The organism is Pseudomonas sp. P4_B4 (assembly GCF_056402255.1).
In genome coordinates, this window is the sequence record NZ_JBFUHS010000001.1 from 290,391 (window position 1) to 304,928 (window position 14,538).

The 14,538-nt window shown below is 59.1% G+C and carries 11 protein-coding genes and 1 pseudogene; 6 read left to right on the forward strand and 6 right to left on the reverse strand.

What is annotated here, in order from left to right; all coding sequences use genetic code 11:
• Nucleotides 1-58: 58 nt before the first annotated feature.
• Entirely contained in the window at nt 59-1,612 is a 1,554-nt protein-coding gene (gene pdxR, locus AC1DVE_RS01385) for a MocR-like pyridoxine biosynthesis transcription factor PdxR (RefSeq protein ID WP_223532001.1), read from the reverse strand.
• A gap of 92 nt (nt 1,613-1,704) precedes the next feature.
• Here pdxR and AC1DVE_RS01390 point away from each other — a divergent pair, with 92 nt between their 5' ends.
• The 4 genes and pseudogenes from AC1DVE_RS01390 to AC1DVE_RS01405 all read left to right on the forward strand — a co-directional run.
• Nucleotides 1,705-2,328, forward strand: a complete 624-nt coding sequence (locus tag AC1DVE_RS01390) for an FMN-binding negative transcriptional regulator (RefSeq protein WP_057712705.1) — start codon at nt 1,705-1,707, stop codon at nt 2,326-2,328.
• 10 nt (nt 2,329-2,338) lie between these two features.
• Complete coding sequence (locus AC1DVE_RS01395; RefSeq protein WP_223455255.1) at nt 2,339-2,800, forward strand: GNAT family N-acetyltransferase; 462 nt, start codon at nt 2,339-2,341, stop codon at nt 2,798-2,800.
• A gap of 267 nt (nt 2,801-3,067) precedes the next feature.
• Complete coding sequence (locus AC1DVE_RS01400) at nt 3,068-3,739, forward strand: GNAT family N-acetyltransferase (RefSeq protein ID WP_477783671.1); 672 nt, start codon at nt 3,068-3,070, stop codon at nt 3,737-3,739.
• 325 nt (nt 3,740-4,064) lie between these two features.
• Nucleotides 4,065-5,057 (forward strand): annotated as a pseudogene (locus AC1DVE_RS01405) (autotransporter outer membrane beta-barrel domain-containing protein); the annotation flags it as partial.
• Between the two features lie 75 nt (nt 5,058-5,132).
• Here the strand turns inward: AC1DVE_RS01405 and oadA are convergent.
• The gene (gene oadA, locus AC1DVE_RS01410; RefSeq protein WP_223455251.1) at nt 5,133-6,941 is read right to left on the reverse strand and encodes a sodium-extruding oxaloacetate decarboxylase subunit alpha; all 1,809 of its coding nucleotides are present in this window, start codon (nt 6,939-6,941) and stop codon (nt 5,133-5,135) included.
• An 11-nt stretch (nt 6,942-6,952) separates the two neighbouring features.
• Nucleotides 6,953-8,368, reverse strand: coding sequence for an acetyl-CoA carboxylase biotin carboxylase subunit (locus AC1DVE_RS01415; RefSeq protein WP_046038868.1), 1,416 nt, complete (start codon nt 8,366-8,368; stop codon nt 6,953-6,955).
• A 190-nt stretch (nt 8,369-8,558) separates the two neighbouring features.
• Here AC1DVE_RS01415 and AC1DVE_RS01420 point away from each other — a divergent pair, with 190 nt between their 5' ends.
• Complete coding sequence (locus AC1DVE_RS01420; RefSeq protein WP_095943442.1) at nt 8,559-9,521, forward strand: LysR family transcriptional regulator; 963 nt, start codon at nt 8,559-8,561, stop codon at nt 9,519-9,521.
• Here the strand turns inward: AC1DVE_RS01420 and AC1DVE_RS01425 are convergent.
• Nucleotides 9,463-9,672: a PA3496 family putative envelope integrity protein gene (locus AC1DVE_RS01425; protein WP_046038865.1), complete on the reverse strand. Its 210-nt coding sequence runs from the start codon at nt 9,670-9,672 to the stop codon at nt 9,463-9,465. The two genes, AC1DVE_RS01420 and AC1DVE_RS01425, sit on opposite strands and share 59 nt — an antisense overlap.
• Before the next feature lie 161 nt (nt 9,673-9,833).
• Nucleotides 9,834-10,700 carry a transcriptional regulator HexR gene (gene hexR / locus AC1DVE_RS01430; protein WP_007954250.1) on the reverse strand — a complete coding sequence of 289 codons (867 nt, stop codon included), beginning with the start codon at nt 10,698-10,700 and terminating at the stop codon, nt 9,834-9,836.
• Nucleotides 10,701-11,053: 353 nt separating this feature from the next.
• Here hexR and AC1DVE_RS01435 point away from each other — a divergent pair, with 353 nt between their 5' ends.
• Complete coding sequence (locus AC1DVE_RS01435; protein ID WP_223455246.1) at nt 11,054-11,365, forward strand: hypothetical protein; 312 nt, start codon at nt 11,054-11,056, stop codon at nt 11,363-11,365.
• Nucleotides 11,366-11,445: 80 nt separating this feature from the next.
• Here the strand turns inward: AC1DVE_RS01435 and AC1DVE_RS01440 are convergent, their stop codons facing one another.
• Nucleotides 11,446-14,316 (reverse strand): EAL domain-containing protein, encoded by a 2,871-nt coding sequence (locus AC1DVE_RS01440; RefSeq protein ID WP_223531999.1) that lies wholly within the window; start codon nt 14,314-14,316, stop codon nt 11,446-11,448.
• Nucleotides 14,317-14,538 lie beyond the last annotated feature (222 nt).

Sequence of the window (14,538 nt, forward strand, 5' to 3'; positions counted from 1 at the left end):
TTGGCCTTCTGGAACAACACCGGGAAGCCCGTAAGCGCGGACTGCCAATCCGCGCGCTTCAGCCAATACGCCACACTGCCCGTAACCGTTGCAGCGCCGCCTCGATTGCCTTTTCGGGCACTGCGGCAAAACCCAGTACCAGACCGGCGCGTTGATCCATCGGGGTTGCGGACTCCGGCAGCCAATAACTGCTCAAGCCGTTGACCTCGACATCGACACTGCTCGCCAACTCAATCAGCTCGCGTTCACGGGCCACGCTGTCGACCGGCACCGTCATGTGCAATCCCGCGGCGACGGTGGGCAGCTTGCCGATGCCTGGAATATCCAGTGGCCAACCATTGAGCAAAGTATTGCGCCGACTCAGCGCCGCACGTCGCATACGCCGGATGTGACGCTGGAAATGCCCGGCCGCCATGAACTCGGCCATCACCGCCTGGGTGCTGACTTCGGAGTGCCGCACGTCCACCGCACGTCGCTGCGCAAAGGCCTGCACCAGCCCCGGCGGCAGCACCAGATAACCAAGACGCAACGCCGGAAACGCGACCTTGCCGAACGTGCCGACATACAACACCCGTCCGTGACGATCGAGCGCTGCCAAAGGCGCCAGTGGCGCGCCGCTGTATCGGTACTCGCCATCATAGTCATCCTCGACGATCCAGCCCTGAGTGCGCTCGGCCCAGGCCAGCAGCTCCAGGCGTCGCGCCAGGCTCATGACCACGCCGGTGGGATACTGGTGTGACGGCGTGACGTAGGTCAGCCGACAATCATCGAGTGCTGACAGTTCGCTGCAATTGATGCCCTCGCTGTCCACCGCCACCCCGTGCAGCCGCGCGCCCGCCACGGCAAAGGCATGACCTGCCGCCCGATACCCCGGATTTTCAATCGCCACCCCGTCACCGGGCTCCACCAGCAACTGTGCACAAAGGCTGATTCCCTGCTGCGCGCCACTGGTGATCAGAATTTGTTCAGCTGTGCACTGCATGCCACGGGAACTGCGTAAATACGCGGCGATCATCCCGCGTAAGCGTGCATCGCCTGCCGGATCACCGTAGCACAGCTGTTGAAAATCCGGCTTGCGCCAGAAAGCCGCATTCAGCTTGGCCCAGACCTCAAATGGAAACAGATCGAACGCCGGAACACCGACCCGAAATGCCCGGGGCGGGCCGCTCGGCGGAGTGGCCAAATGGTTATTTTTGACCCGAGTCAACGGGTCGTTGTGGATAACTTTGCTGGATGAATCCACAGGTAAATCGAGCCAATTTGTGGATAAGGCTGTGGGTAACCCTGTTGAAAACCCTGTGGATACTTTTGTGGATAGTTTTTTTGCCGGCACGGTTGCCTGGGGCAATTGCGCGACATAAGTCCCGTCGCCGACCCGCCCTTCGATAAACCCTTCGGCGTACAACTGATCGTAGGCACGCACCACGCTGTTACGGGAAATCGCCAGCGCGGCTGCCAGATCACGACTGGCAGGCAGACGCGTACCGCTGGCCAGTCGCCCGTCCAACACACGCGTACGCAATGCCTGGTAGAGCTGACGACTCAGCCCCTGGCGACGATCAAGTTCGATACCCGCCGGGTTGAAGGTCAGGGACAGTGGTTCGCTAGTCATCGCAATGGACCCATGAAATTGGTCATTAATGGCTCTTACAACAGACCAATAGCCTGCCTAGGATGCAGACATTCGCCAAGGAAAATATCTCCATGTACACGCCACGTGCTTTTGCCATCGACGAGTTGTCCCAACTGCATGAACTGATCCTCGCCACCCGTCTCGCCATATTGGTGACCCACGGTGAAAGCGGCCTGCAAGCCAGCCATGTACCAGTGCTGCTGCATTGCGAACAAGGCTCGAACGGCACGTTGTACGGGCATCTGGCCAAAGCCAATCCACAGTGGAAAGACCTGCGCGACGGCGCCGAAGCCCTGCTGATTTTTGCCGGTGCCGACGCCTACGTCAGCCCTGGCTTCTACCCGAGCAAGGCCGAACACGGCAAAGTCGTGCCAACCTGGAACTACGTCGCCGTACACGCCTATGGCCGAGCCGAAACCTTCAGCGATGGCGGGCGGCTGCTCGACATCGTCAGCACCCTCACCGATCGTCATGAAGCTGGCCGCGCCCAACCGTGGTCAGTGGCCGATGCCCCCGCCGATTACATCGACGGCATGCTCAAGGCCATTGTCGGTTTCGCCATTCCCATCGACCGTCTGGAAGGCAAGCGCAAGCTCAGCCAGAACCGCAGCCCCGCCGACATCGCCGGCGTGCGCAAAGGCCTGGCCGCCAGCCCCGACGTCAACGACCAAACTCTCGCCCAATTAATGCGCTAAGGAAGTCACCATGAGTCAAATCGACATTCGCCAAGTCACCGCCGGTGATCACGCGGCCTGGTTGCCGCTGTGGCAGGCCTACCTGCGCTTCTACAAAACCGAATTACCGGAGGCCGTTACCCATAGCACTTGGCAGCGCATGCTCGACCCGAGCGAACCAACCCACGCCGCCCTCGCCTGGGCCGACGGCAAAGCGGTGGGCATGGTGCATTTCATCTACCATCGTTCGAACTGGGCCATCGAAAACTCCTGCTACCTGCAAGACTTGTTGGTAGCACCGGAAACCCGCGGCACCGGCGTCGGCCGGCAGTTGATCGAATTCGTCTACACCACGGCCAAGGCTGACGGCTGCAACAAGGTCCACTGGCTGACCCACGAAACCAACGCCACCGCGATCCAGCTCTACGAGCGCATCGCCGAACGCCCCGGTTTCATCCAGTTTCGCAAAGCCATAGGGGGCGTTCTCAATTAGTTTTCCCGTCGCGTTGTCGCCTTAAAGCGGGCCAGGCAAGGCGCAGGCCGCTGGAAATGGTTGTTCCCTTTCCAAGGCCTGCAACGCAGCCTGGCCCGTTTTAAGGCACAACCCGAAGGGCCGGGCCTGCTGTTGTGCAGGGCTGCGTTGCTCGAAGCTTATTTGGAATGACCAAACCACGCTTCTCGCGCCTTGCCCTGCACAACAGCAGGCCCGGCGCGGCGTGAAAACTAATTGAGAAAGCCCCCTAGGTTCAAGGAGAACAACATGTCGATTTCACTCACCGACTGGAAAGGCGTCCCGGCCCCCACGACTCAATTGATCGAAGGGCGTTACATCCGCCTGGAAAAACTCGACCCGGCGCGCCACGGCGACGACCTGTTCAACGCCCTGCAAGGCCCCGGCGCCGACCCGAAACTCTGGGACTATCTGCCTTACGGCCCCTTCCCGGAGCGCAGCGTCTTCAACGACTGGCTGAACAACCACGCGGCCAGCAGCGACCCGTATTTCTTCAGCGTGATCGACCGCGCCAGCGGCGAGGTCCAGGGCCTTCTCAGCCTGATGTCCATCGTCCCGGCCCAGGGCCGCATCGAAATCGGCCACGTCACCTTCGGCGCGCCGATGCAGCGCTCGCCGAAAAGCACCGAGGCGGTTTACCTGTTGGCCAAGGAATCCTTTGCCCTGGGCTACCGCCGCCTGGAATGGAAATGCAATAACGCCAACGCCCGCTCCAAATACGCGGCCGAGCGCCTGGGCTTCAGTTTTGAAGGTGTGTTCCGTCAGCACATGGTGGTCAAAGGGCAAAATCGGGACACCGCGTGGTACTCGATCCTGGACTCGGAATGGCCGGCGATTGGCGCGGGGTTCGAGAAGTGGCTGAGCGATGAGAACCAGACGGCTTCGGGGCAGGTTAAAGGGTTGGTAGAGTGTCGCGCGTAAAGTGCTTCCAGGCATCGCGATAGCCGGCCATGTCTCGACTTCTTGTAAGAAAAGACGTCAGTTCGAAGGGGCAAAAACTGTCTCCGTCGAACAGTCAGCCATTGACTACATGACAATCTGAGACTCCCCGCACCACCGCAGGAACCGCCTGACATCGGTACCGATAGCCTTCCTTTTAGAGTTTGGTCTTCTGACAAAGAGGCCAAAATCGATGCCTGTTCAACACAAATACCGACCACAACAACTTGCCTTGGCGATTGCACTTGTCCTGGGTTGCGCTGACGTTGCATCCGCCCAACAACCGGAGCAACCCAGTCCAGAGAACGCGTCTGACACCATCGAGCAACTGGCCGCAGGCACTACCGCCAACCTGGCCAAAGCAACGTTGAACAGTGACAGCTCCGTGAGCGCCGCGATGCTCTCGGCAATGCGCCAGTCAGGCAGTGCCTCGGGTTTCAGCAGTCAAAAGAGAGCTTCGCGCCCGGCAGCGGCCGACAATAGCGCTAGCCGAGTCTGGCTACAGGCATTGGGGTACGGCGGCACACTGGATCGCGACTACGATGCCTTGAAGTACTCGACCCAAGGTCTGGTTCTGGGGGCGGATTGGGCAGTTGACGAAGAATGGCGCATCGGCATGATGGGGGGTAAATCACAGACTCGCCTGGACAGCCGTGACCTCGACGGCGACCTCGATAGCTGGCATTTGGGGGCTTATGCCCTGCGCCAGAGCGGCTCCATGTCTTTGCGCCTTGGCGCCAGCTACAGCAATCACGACGGCAGCACTCAACGCCAGGTGGCCTTCAATGGTTTCAGTGACCGCCCCAAAGGCAGGTACGACGCCAACACCCAACAGGCGTTTGCCGAAGTCGGATACAACCTCGGCCGCGCCAACATCAACATCGAGCCATTCGCCGGCCTTGGCTACCAACGTTATCAGCGCGATGGCTTCACGGAAAAAGGAGGCGCTGCGGCGTTAAAGGTCGAGGGCCAGGAGCAGAACAATCTCAACAGCACTTTTGGCCTGCGACTGGCGAAGATCAATACGCTGGATAACGGCATGCAACTGACGCCACGGTTCAGTGCCAGCTGGAAACATACCTACGGGGAGATCGCCACGGAAACCCGCCAACGGCTGATCACCGGTGGCGGTAAAGACACCGTTTCCGGTGCGCCGCTGGATCGCGACAGTCTGATGGTGGATGCGGGTCTGGAGCTGGGGCTTTCGGCGCAGCACAAGCTGGGCGTCGGCATAAATGGCGAGATGGGTACCGACAGCCGAAACCATGGCGCGACCGCGCAGTGGCGGATGACCTTCTAACCATCAAACGCTGGGCGAAAAAAAGGGGAGCACATGCTCCCCCGAGGTATAAAGCGTTGTATCGCGGCTGTTAACTCAGCCTTCGATCTCGATCAGGATCTCGCCCGGGTTCACCCGGTCGCCCTTGGCCACGTGAATGGCGGTGACTTTACCGGCGATGGCCGCCTGGACTTCGGTTTCCATCTTCATCGCTTCGGTGATCAACACGGCCTGGCCTGCCTTGACGGTGTCGCCCTCCTTGATCAGCACGTCGACGATGTTGCCCGGCATGGTGGTGCTGACATGACCCGGCGCAGTGGCTTGCTTGCGCTTGCTGCTGCCGCCGCCAACGAATTCGTTGAGTGGCTCGAACACCACCTCTTCCGGCATGCCGTCGATGGACAGGTAGAAGTGACGCTTGCCTTCGGCCTTGACACCGACACCGGTGATGTCGACGCGGTAGGTTTCGCCGTGAACGTCAATGACGAACTCGGTCGGCACGCCTTCCCCACCAACAGAAGTGACGCCGCCGGCTTCAGGAATCGGCAGCAACACTTCAGGTGTCAGAGTCCCGGCAGCACGTTCTTCGAGGAACTTGCGACCGATGTCCGGGAACATGGCGAAGGTCAGTACGTCTTCTTCAGACTTGGCCAGTGCACCGATATCGGCACGCAGCTTGGCCATTTCCGGCTTGAGCAGGTCAGCCGGGCGAACGTCGATCACTTCTTCGCTGCCGATGGCCTGGCGACGCAGTTGTTCGTTCACGGTGCCCGGCGCCTTGCCGTAGCCGCCTTGCAGGTACAGCTTCACTTCGTTGGTGATGGTCTTGTAGCGCTCGCCGGCCAGCACGTTGAAGAACGCCTGGGTGCCGACGATCTGCGAAGTCGGGGTCACCAGCGGCGGGAAGCCGAGGTCTTCACGAACCCGCGGAATTTCGGCCAGCACTTCGCTCATGCGATTCAGTGCGCCCTGCTCTTTCAACTGGTTGGCCAGGTTGGAAATCATCCCGCCCGGTACCTGGTTGACTTGAACACGGGTGTCGACGGCGGTGAACTCGCTTTCGAACTGGTGGTACTTCTTGCGCACGGCGTAGAAGTACAGACCGATCTCCTGCAGCAGCTCCAGGTTCAGGCCGGTGTCGAACTCGCTGCCTTTAAGGGCGGCGACCATCGACTCGGTGCCCGGGTGGCTGGTGCCCCAGGCGAAGCTGGAGATCGCGGTGTCGATGTGATCGGCGCCGTTTTCGATGGCCTTCATTTGGCACATCGCGGCCAGGCCAGCGGTGTCGTGGGAGTGAATGAACACTGGCAACGATTGCTCGGCTTTCAATGCCTTGACCAGTTCGCCGGTGGCGTACGGGGTCAGCAGGCCGGCCATGTCCTTGATCGCCACCGAGTCGCAACCCATGGCTTCCATTTGCTTGGCCTGGTTCACGAAGGCCTCGATGGTGTGCACCGGGCTGGTGGTGTAGGCGATGGTGCCCTGGGCGTGTTTGCCGGAGGCTTTCACCGCCTCGATGGCCACGCGCAGGTTACGCACGTCGTTCATGGCGTCGAAGATGCGGAACACGTCGATGCCGTTGACCGCGGCCTTGGCGACGAAGGCCTTGACCACGTCGTCGCTGTAGTGGCGGTAGCCCAGCAGGTTCTGGCCGCGCAACAGCATTTGCAGGCGGGTATTAGGCAGCGCGGCGCGCAACTGGCGCAGACGCTCCCACGGATCTTCTTTCAGGAAACGTACGCAGGCGTCGAACGTCGCGCCGCCCCAGCACTCCAGCGACCAGTAGCCGACTTTGTCGAGCTTGTCGCAGATCGGCAGCATGTCTTCGGTGCGCATGCGGGTCGCGAGCAGCGATTGGTGGGCGTCGCGCAGGATCGTGTCGGTAACGTGGATTTGTTTGCTCATTGTTCTATTCCTCACAGGCCTGCGTGGGCGGCGATGGCGGCGGCGATGGCCAGGGCCAGCTCTTCGGGTTTGCGCTTGATCGAGTAGTTGGTCAGTTCAGGGTGGCTTTCAACGAAGCTGGTGTTGAACTGGCCGCTACGGAATTCCGGGTTACGCAGGATTTCCTGGTAGTACGCGGCGGTGGTCTTGACCCCTTGCAGACGCATGTCGTCCAGGGCGCGCAAGCCACGGTCCATCGCCTCTTCCCAGGTCAACGCCCACACCACCAGTTTCAGGCACATGGAGTCGTAGTACGGCGGGATGGTGTAGCCGGTGTAGATCGCCGTGTCGGTCCGCACGCCGGGGCCGCCGGGAGCGTAGTAACGCGTGATCTTGCCGAAGCTCGGCAGGAAGTTGTTCTTCGGGTCTTCGGCGTTGATCCGGAACTGCAGGGCGAAACCACGGTGCTGGATGTCTTCCTGTTTCACCGAAAGCGGCAGGCCGGAGGCAATGCGAATCTGCTCACGGACAATGTCGATGCCGGTGATTTCTTCGGTGATGGTGTGTTCCACCTGCACCCGGGTGTTCATCTCCATGAAGTACACCTCGCCCTCGGCGAGCAGGAACTCCACCGTGCCGGCATTCTCGTAACCCACGGCCTTGGCTGCGCGCACTGACAGGTCGCCGATGTAGGCGCGCTGTTCCGGGGTCAGTTGCGGGCTCGGGGCGATCTCGATCAGCTTCTGGTTGCGGCGCTGGATCGAGCAGTCACGCTCGAACAGGTGCACCACATTGCCGAAGCTGTCGCCAAGAATCTGCGCTTCGATGTGCTTCGGATTGACGATGCATTTTTCCAGGAACACTTCCGCCGACCCAAAAGCCTTGGTGGCTTCGGAAATGACGCGCGGGAAAGCCTGTTCGAGTTCTTCGCGGCTGTTGCAGCGACGAATACCGCGGCCGCCACCACCGGAAGTGGCCTTGAGCATCACCGGGTAGCCGATGCGATCGCCTTCGGTCAGGGCTTCTTCGATGCCCGACACGTTGCCTTCAGTGCCCGGGGTCACCGGTACGCCGGCCTTGATCATGCTGCGGCGAGCTTCGGTCTTGTCGCCCATGCGGCGAATGACTTCAGCCGACGGGCCGATGAATTTGATCCCGCGTTCGGCGCAGATCTCCGCCAGTTCGGCGTTTTCCGAAAGGAAGCCATAGCCGGGGTGCAGTGCATCGCAACCGGTTTCCACAGCCAGGTTCACCAGCTTGCGCGGGTTCAGGTAACCGGCCAGAGGTTCGGCACCAATGCTGTGGGCCTCGTCCGCACGCTTGACGTGCAAGGCATGACGGTCGGCATCGGAGTAGATCGCGACCGAGCGAATGCCCATTTCGGCGCAGGCACGTACGATTCGTACGGCAATCTCACCACGGTTGGCGATCAGGATCTTTGTTATCACTTGGAGTTTCCCTTGAGCCGGTGGTACCCACGACCTGCTAGACCAGGTCGACGAGTGACCAAATGTTTCAGTTTGGTCGCAGGTCCACACTAGCGCCCACAAGGGATTAACAAAAATGAATAATTATTGGGTCACGCATAAGTAAAGACTTATAGTTGATTCACCAGCCAGCGACGAGAGCGACCATATAATGCGTAAGTCATTGATGCGTATGACTTTGCGTCAACTGCAGATCTTCAATGAGGTCTGTGATTTGCGCTCCTACAGCCGCGCGGCCGAGGAAATGTCGCTCACACAACCTGCCGTCAGCCTACAGATTCGTCAACTTGAAGAGCTGATTGGCCAGCCTTTGTTCGATTACGTCGGCAAAAAACTCTACATGACCGAAGCGGCTGAAGCGTTACAGCGGGCCAGTCGGGATATTTTCGGGCGCCTGGAAAACCTCGACATGCAACTGTCGGACATGCAGGGCTCGTTGCAGGGGCAACTGAAACTGGCGATTGAATCCAGCGCCAAATACTTCGTGCCGCATCTGTTTGCCGCGTTCAAACGCCAGCACCCGGAAGTGAACCTGCAACTGACGGTGGTCAATCGCGGCCAGGTCATTCGGCGCCTGTCGGACAACCGCGACGACCTGGTGATCATGTCCATGGTGCCTCAGGACATGGGCCTGGAATTCCTGCCGTTCCTGAACAACCCAATCGTCGCCGTGGCGCCACCGGATCACCCGCTGTGTCATATGGGGCCGCTGCGCCTGCAGGATCTCGAGCCTTACACACTGCTGCTGCGTGAGCCGGGCTCAGGGACGCGGCTGGCGTGCGAAGAATACTTCAAAGAGAAGCGCGTGCACTTCAACCAGACCCAGGAGGTCTCGTCTGCCGAAGCTCAGCGTGAATGTGTACTGGCAGGCCTGGGCGTTGCGCTGTTGACGCGCCACGCCCTGAGCCTTGAGCTGGCAACCGGTGGGCTGATCGAGCTACCGGTCGAAGAGCTGCCACTGTTTCGCAGTTGGTGCCTGGTGCAGGCCAAGGCGAAACGCCTGTCACCGGTGGCTCACGCCTTCCTGGCGTTTATCCGTAGCGAACGGCTTCAGATCAGCGCGCTGGTTGAGCGTTTCGACGGGACGCCGAGGGAGATGCCTGCCAGAAGTTGAGTTCCAATTCTGGAAAATCACCGATTTCGGCCAGAAGCTGACGGCGTTCGCAGCGATCTTCGATGGCGCGGCGGAATTCCATGCGGCGCTGATCTTCTTGCTGACGACGGGTTTTGACAGCGCTGTTGCGTTCTTCGTAGGGCATGGCCATTTCGAGTCTCCCAAGGCGAGTACGGGAGTTTCAAGATAGGCGCGGGGGATGACGGTTTGGCGGCTCGATGGTTACAGACCGATGAATGTTGGTTGGGTGCCCACTGCACCTGTGGCGCGGGGGCTTGTCGGATCGCCACAGAGTCCGTGTTGGCCTACAGATCAATCATCCAGCGCTTTCACCGACTTGGGCGACAACCGCAAGCTGCGCAGGCTGCGCTTGACGCTCTTGAGGTGGTTGACCAGGCTCGGGCCACGCGCCATGGCCACGCCCATCGCCAGCACGTCGATCACCACCAGGTGGGCGATACGCGAAGTCAGCGGTGTATAGATTTCAGTGTCTTCATGCACATCGATCGCCAGATTGACCGTAGACAACTCGGCCAACGGCGTCTGGCTCGGGCACAAGGTGATCAACGAGGCACCGCTTTCGCGCACCAGGTTGGCGGTGATCAGCAGGTCCTTGGAACGCCCGGACTGGGAAATGCAGATCGCCACGTCGGTTGGCTTTAGCGTCACAGCCGACATTGCCTGCATGTGCGGGTCGGAATACGCCGCAGCAGTGAGCAGCAAGCGGAAGAACTTGTGCTGGGCGTCCGCTGCGACCGCACCCGAGGCGCCGAAGCCGTAGAACTCGACACGCTGGGCCTGGGACATCAATGTCACCGCCCGCTGCAATTCCAGCGGATCGAGCTTCTCGCGAACCTCCATCAGCGTATGCAGGGTGGTGTCGAAGATTTTCAAGCTGTAGTCGGCGACCGAATCATCCTCATGGATCGCAAACTGGCCGAAACTCGCACCTGCCGCCAGGCTCTGGGCCAGCTTCAACTTCAGGTCCTGAAAGCCGGAACAACCGATGGCACGGCAAAAACGCACGATGGTCGGTTCGCTGATGCCCACGCTGTGGGCCAGGTCGGCCATGGAGCTGTGCATCACGGCCGCAGGATCAAGCAGCACGTGGTCGGCGACCTTGAGCTCCGACTTGCGTAACAGGTGGCGAGACTGGGCGATGTGTTGCAGCAGATTCAAGGGGCTGGACTCTTTGTTATTGGCAGGCGCCGGGGATGTAGCACGCTTGTAGTTATACTACATGAATCGGCTTTTTGCCTGCTCAATGCGTTACCGAATCCCTCGATTTCAGGTGCGAGCACCACATGTAGCCCTCGTTGACAGATGTAAACCCGTGATCGAACAGCCCACAAAAAACGACAGTCTCCGATCCAGCCACTGGAAGCTCAGACAACAATCAAATAACAAATAACAAATAACATCAAACATACAAACTTACATAGTTCACCGATAAATATCACCAACAACAAAGTCAACGTTGCTAAATTAATTGCGCAGGAGCAAAACAACTTAGCCAAAAGGAATTAAATACAATGAGCATTCAAACAAAAAACTGGACCGTACAAATTGACCGCATGCCAGGCGCCGCTTCTTTCCGAGTGTTTGGTACAGTAACTGTTGCAAACTCCGGCATTACGCCCAAGCTGGTGCCAAGCCAGATTCAAGACACTCCCTTCTTGCCTCTGGAGCTGGTTCTTGAACCTGCCGATGGTGTTTCACTGCCGGTTTTAACAGACAAAGTTGTAGAATATAAAATACCTGGAAACCACGCCATAACCAGTGTTGGCATCTTTTACGACGGCGGATTATTGCACCACATTGATGAAATTCTAATAACCGACTAATAACTTGTAATCCTTACGTATTACCGGGCCTCCCGCCGGGCAACTATTACCGTCGGGAGGCACGACATTGCGATAACAATTCATTCGATGCTCTGCTCTCTTAGCAGACCTGCCAAGCCTTGTGCCTCCACCGGCCGACTGATCAGGTAGCCCTGAACCTCATCGCAGTGCTCATTCTTGAGAAACTCAAGTTGTTCGCTTCGCTCCACACCTTCAGCCACTACCTTCAATGACAAACCATGGGCCATGGCAATGATCGCCCGTGTGATCGCCGCATCCTCGGTACCCTCTCCCAAGCCACGGATAAACGCCTGATCAATCTTCACGTAATCCACCGGGATGCGCTTGAGATAGCTCAGGGATGAGTAACCGGTGCCAAAATCGTCAATGGCCAGTTTCACCCCGAGATCACGCAACTGCTGGAACGTCGCGATGATGTGTTCGACGCTGTCCAGCAACTGGCTTTCGGTGAGTTCCAGCTCCAGCAGTTGCGGCGCCAGCCCGGTCTCTTCCAGCACCTGCCGCACCAGGCTGACCAATTTGCCCTGGCGCAATTGATGCACCGACAGATTGACCGACACCCGAATCGCTTCGAGCCCCTGCCGTTGCCACTCACAGGCTTGCCAGCAGGCCTGACGCAGTACGAACTCACCGATCGGGCCGATCAATCCGGTTTCTTCAGCCAGGCCGATGAAATCCCCCGGCGGCACGCGGCCCATGGTCGGATGATCCCAACGCACCAAGGCTTCGGCGGCATTCAATTTGCCAGTGGCCAGGCACAGTTTCGGTTGGTAAAACACCTTCAGTTGCCTGTCTTCGATGGCTTTGCGCAAGTGGTTTTCCAGCTGTAAACGCTCCAGCGTGCTGGCTTGCAAACTGTCGGTGTAAAACTGGAAATTATTACCACCCAGGTGTTTGGCGTGCTGCATCGCCATGTTCGACTGACTGACCAGTGCAGAAATTTCCCGGGCGCTGTCCGGCAACAAGCTGATGCCCATCGACACGCTGACCACCAGCTCATGCCCCTCAATGGTAACCGGCAGACGCAACTTGTTCGCCAGACGAGTCGCCACCCGGGCCAGGCTCGAAAGGTTGCCGTATGAGTTGAACAGCACGGCAAACTCATCACCAGAAAGGCGCGCGATGGTGTCTGCTTCAGGCAACGCATTCACCAGTCGCCGGGACATTTTCTGCAACAACTGGTCGGCGACTTCATGCCCCAGGCTGTCGTTTAGTTGCTTGAACCGATCGAGATTGATGTGCAGCAACGCCAGGCTGCGATAACCGCCCTGTCGCACTCGTTGATGAGCCTCGCTGAGTCGTTCGCGGAACATCGAGCGGTTGGCTAGACCGGTAAGTTCATCGTAATGAGTCAGATAGCGCATGCGCTCTTCGGATTCTCGGCGGGCCGAGAGATCAGCGAAAAAGCCCACAATATGGCTCACATTTCCCCGGGGATCGCGCACGGCATTCAGTTGCAGCCATTGCGGATACATCTCGCCGTTCTTGCGGGTTTCCACCAATTCGCCCTGCCAGCTGCCTTGCTGCTCCAGCGCCTGATGTATTGCGGCGTAATGCCGACGCGCATCGCGACTGCAAGGCAACTCAATGACATTGCGCCCGATCATGTCCTCGATGTCATAGCCGGTCACCCGACTGAAGGCCTGATTGATCGCGATCAGGACGTAGTTCGGATCGAAAATCACGATCCCTTCGCTGGCCGCCTCGAACACGGTCGCCGCCAGTTGCCGCTGCTCTTCCAGGCCTTTGCTGGCGCTGATGTCGCGGCGAGTGCCGACCATGCGAATCACCCGACCGTTCTTGGCGCGCTCGACCGCCCGCCCGCGGTCCTCGATCCAGACCCAGTGCCCGTCGCCATGCCGCACGCGATACTCGATTTGATAGTCCTCGGTGCGGCCCTTCAAATGCTCGACCAGCGCCCTTTTCAGCGCAGGAAGATCCTCGGGGTGAAGGCGCGGCTTGAGGTGACGCAATATCGCCGTGACCTGTTCCGGCTCCAGGCCGAACAATTCCTGAATCTGCGTGTGATGGACTTCGTCGGTTTGCAGATTCCAGTCCCACAACCCCAACTCGCTGGCCTTCAATGCCAGCGCCAGACGCGCCTCACTCTTGCTCAGTGCCTGGTTGGCGGCATCCAGTTCCAGGCTGCGCTGAGCAACACGGTTTTCCAGGTCGATCTGGATTTCTCGCAATTCGGTTTCGGCTCGCCGGCGCTGTTCAATCTCCTTGGCCAGCTTCTGATTGAGCTGATCACTGCAGCTTTGCGCTTGCTGTAGATGCTCGATCAATGCCTGATTCTGAAAGCGTCGCATCAAGCCCCGATCGATCAATCGATTGACTTGCCAGGCAACCACGCTCAATGCACCGAGCAGGATCAGCCCGAACCAACCCCAACCTTGCTGCTGTTCGTCAGCTCCCCAAAACATATAGGCGATGGCCGGCAACAGGCAGGGCAAGGTGAATGACAAAAAGGCCGGCAAACTGACCGCATAAGCCACGCTGGCCGAGAGCGCCGCGGCACCGATGAGGCCGAAGACCCAGGCTTGCTGAATGAAGTTATCGGCAGGAACCAGGGCGATGCCGGCACCTGCCAGGGTCAGACCGGTGAGGCCGGAGCCCAGCAAAAACATCCGCCGCCAAATGGGATGGGCCTGACGATTGGGAATGGCCGAATCGAAGGCTGCGACCTGAATCACCCGCAATGCCACCAATGACAACAACCACACCAGCCAGACACTGACCAGGAAATAACGCTGCGGACTCCAGAGCAAACCGGCACAGACCAGGCCATTGATCAGCATGAACAACGTGGGCAGCAGCGAGCCTTGATACAACAGGCGCGTGCGTTCGACCGCCATTTCCATGGCGTAATGTTTACGGATCTCCCGGGGCTCCACAGTGGGGCCCGACAGGTCGAAGCTGAGGGTCATAGGCGATGTTCTTGTTCTTATAATGATGAGCATGTGCCCGAAACTGCTCGGAGCATACACAAGCAATTGCCCGGACCAAACTGCTGCTGATCAATAAATCGCCAAATATTTCAGCCGTCGATGCCCCCGAAAACGCGAGAGGCACGCCCCGCCAACGCCCGCAGCCGATGACTGACCGGTCGTCCTTCGCATAACTTTCATCGGTTAAAGCAAAGCGGGGTT

Excerpts from the sequence above, each read along its gene's own strand:
- pdxR (WP_223532001.1), bottom strand. The coding sequence starts at position 1,612 with ATGACTAGCGAACCACTGTCCCTGACCTTCAACCCGGCGGGTATCGAA.
- AC1DVE_RS01390 (WP_057712705.1), top strand. The coding sequence starts at position 1,705 with ATGTACACGCCACGTGCTTTTGCCATCGACGAGTTGTCCCAACTGCAT.
- AC1DVE_RS01395 (WP_223455255.1), top strand. The coding sequence starts at position 2,339 with ATGAGTCAAATCGACATTCGCCAAGTCACCGCCGGTGATCACGCGGCC.
- AC1DVE_RS01400 (WP_477783671.1), top strand. The coding sequence starts at position 3,068 with ATGTCGATTTCACTCACCGACTGGAAAGGCGTCCCGGCCCCCACGACT.
- oadA (WP_223455251.1), bottom strand. The coding sequence starts at position 6,941 with ATGAGCAAACAAATCCACGTTACCGACACGATCCTGCGCGACGCCCAC.
- AC1DVE_RS01420 (WP_095943442.1), top strand. The coding sequence starts at position 8,559 with ATGCGTAAGTCATTGATGCGTATGACTTTGCGTCAACTGCAGATCTTC.
- AC1DVE_RS01425 (WP_046038865.1), bottom strand. The coding sequence starts at position 9,672 with ATGGCCATGCCCTACGAAGAACGCAACAGCGCTGTCAAAACCCGTCGT.
- AC1DVE_RS01435 (WP_223455246.1), top strand. The coding sequence starts at position 11,054 with ATGAGCATTCAAACAAAAAACTGGACCGTACAAATTGACCGCATGCCA.
- AC1DVE_RS01440 (WP_223531999.1), bottom strand. The coding sequence starts at position 14,316 with ATGACCCTCAGCTTCGACCTGTCGGGCCCCACTGTGGAGCCCCGGGAG.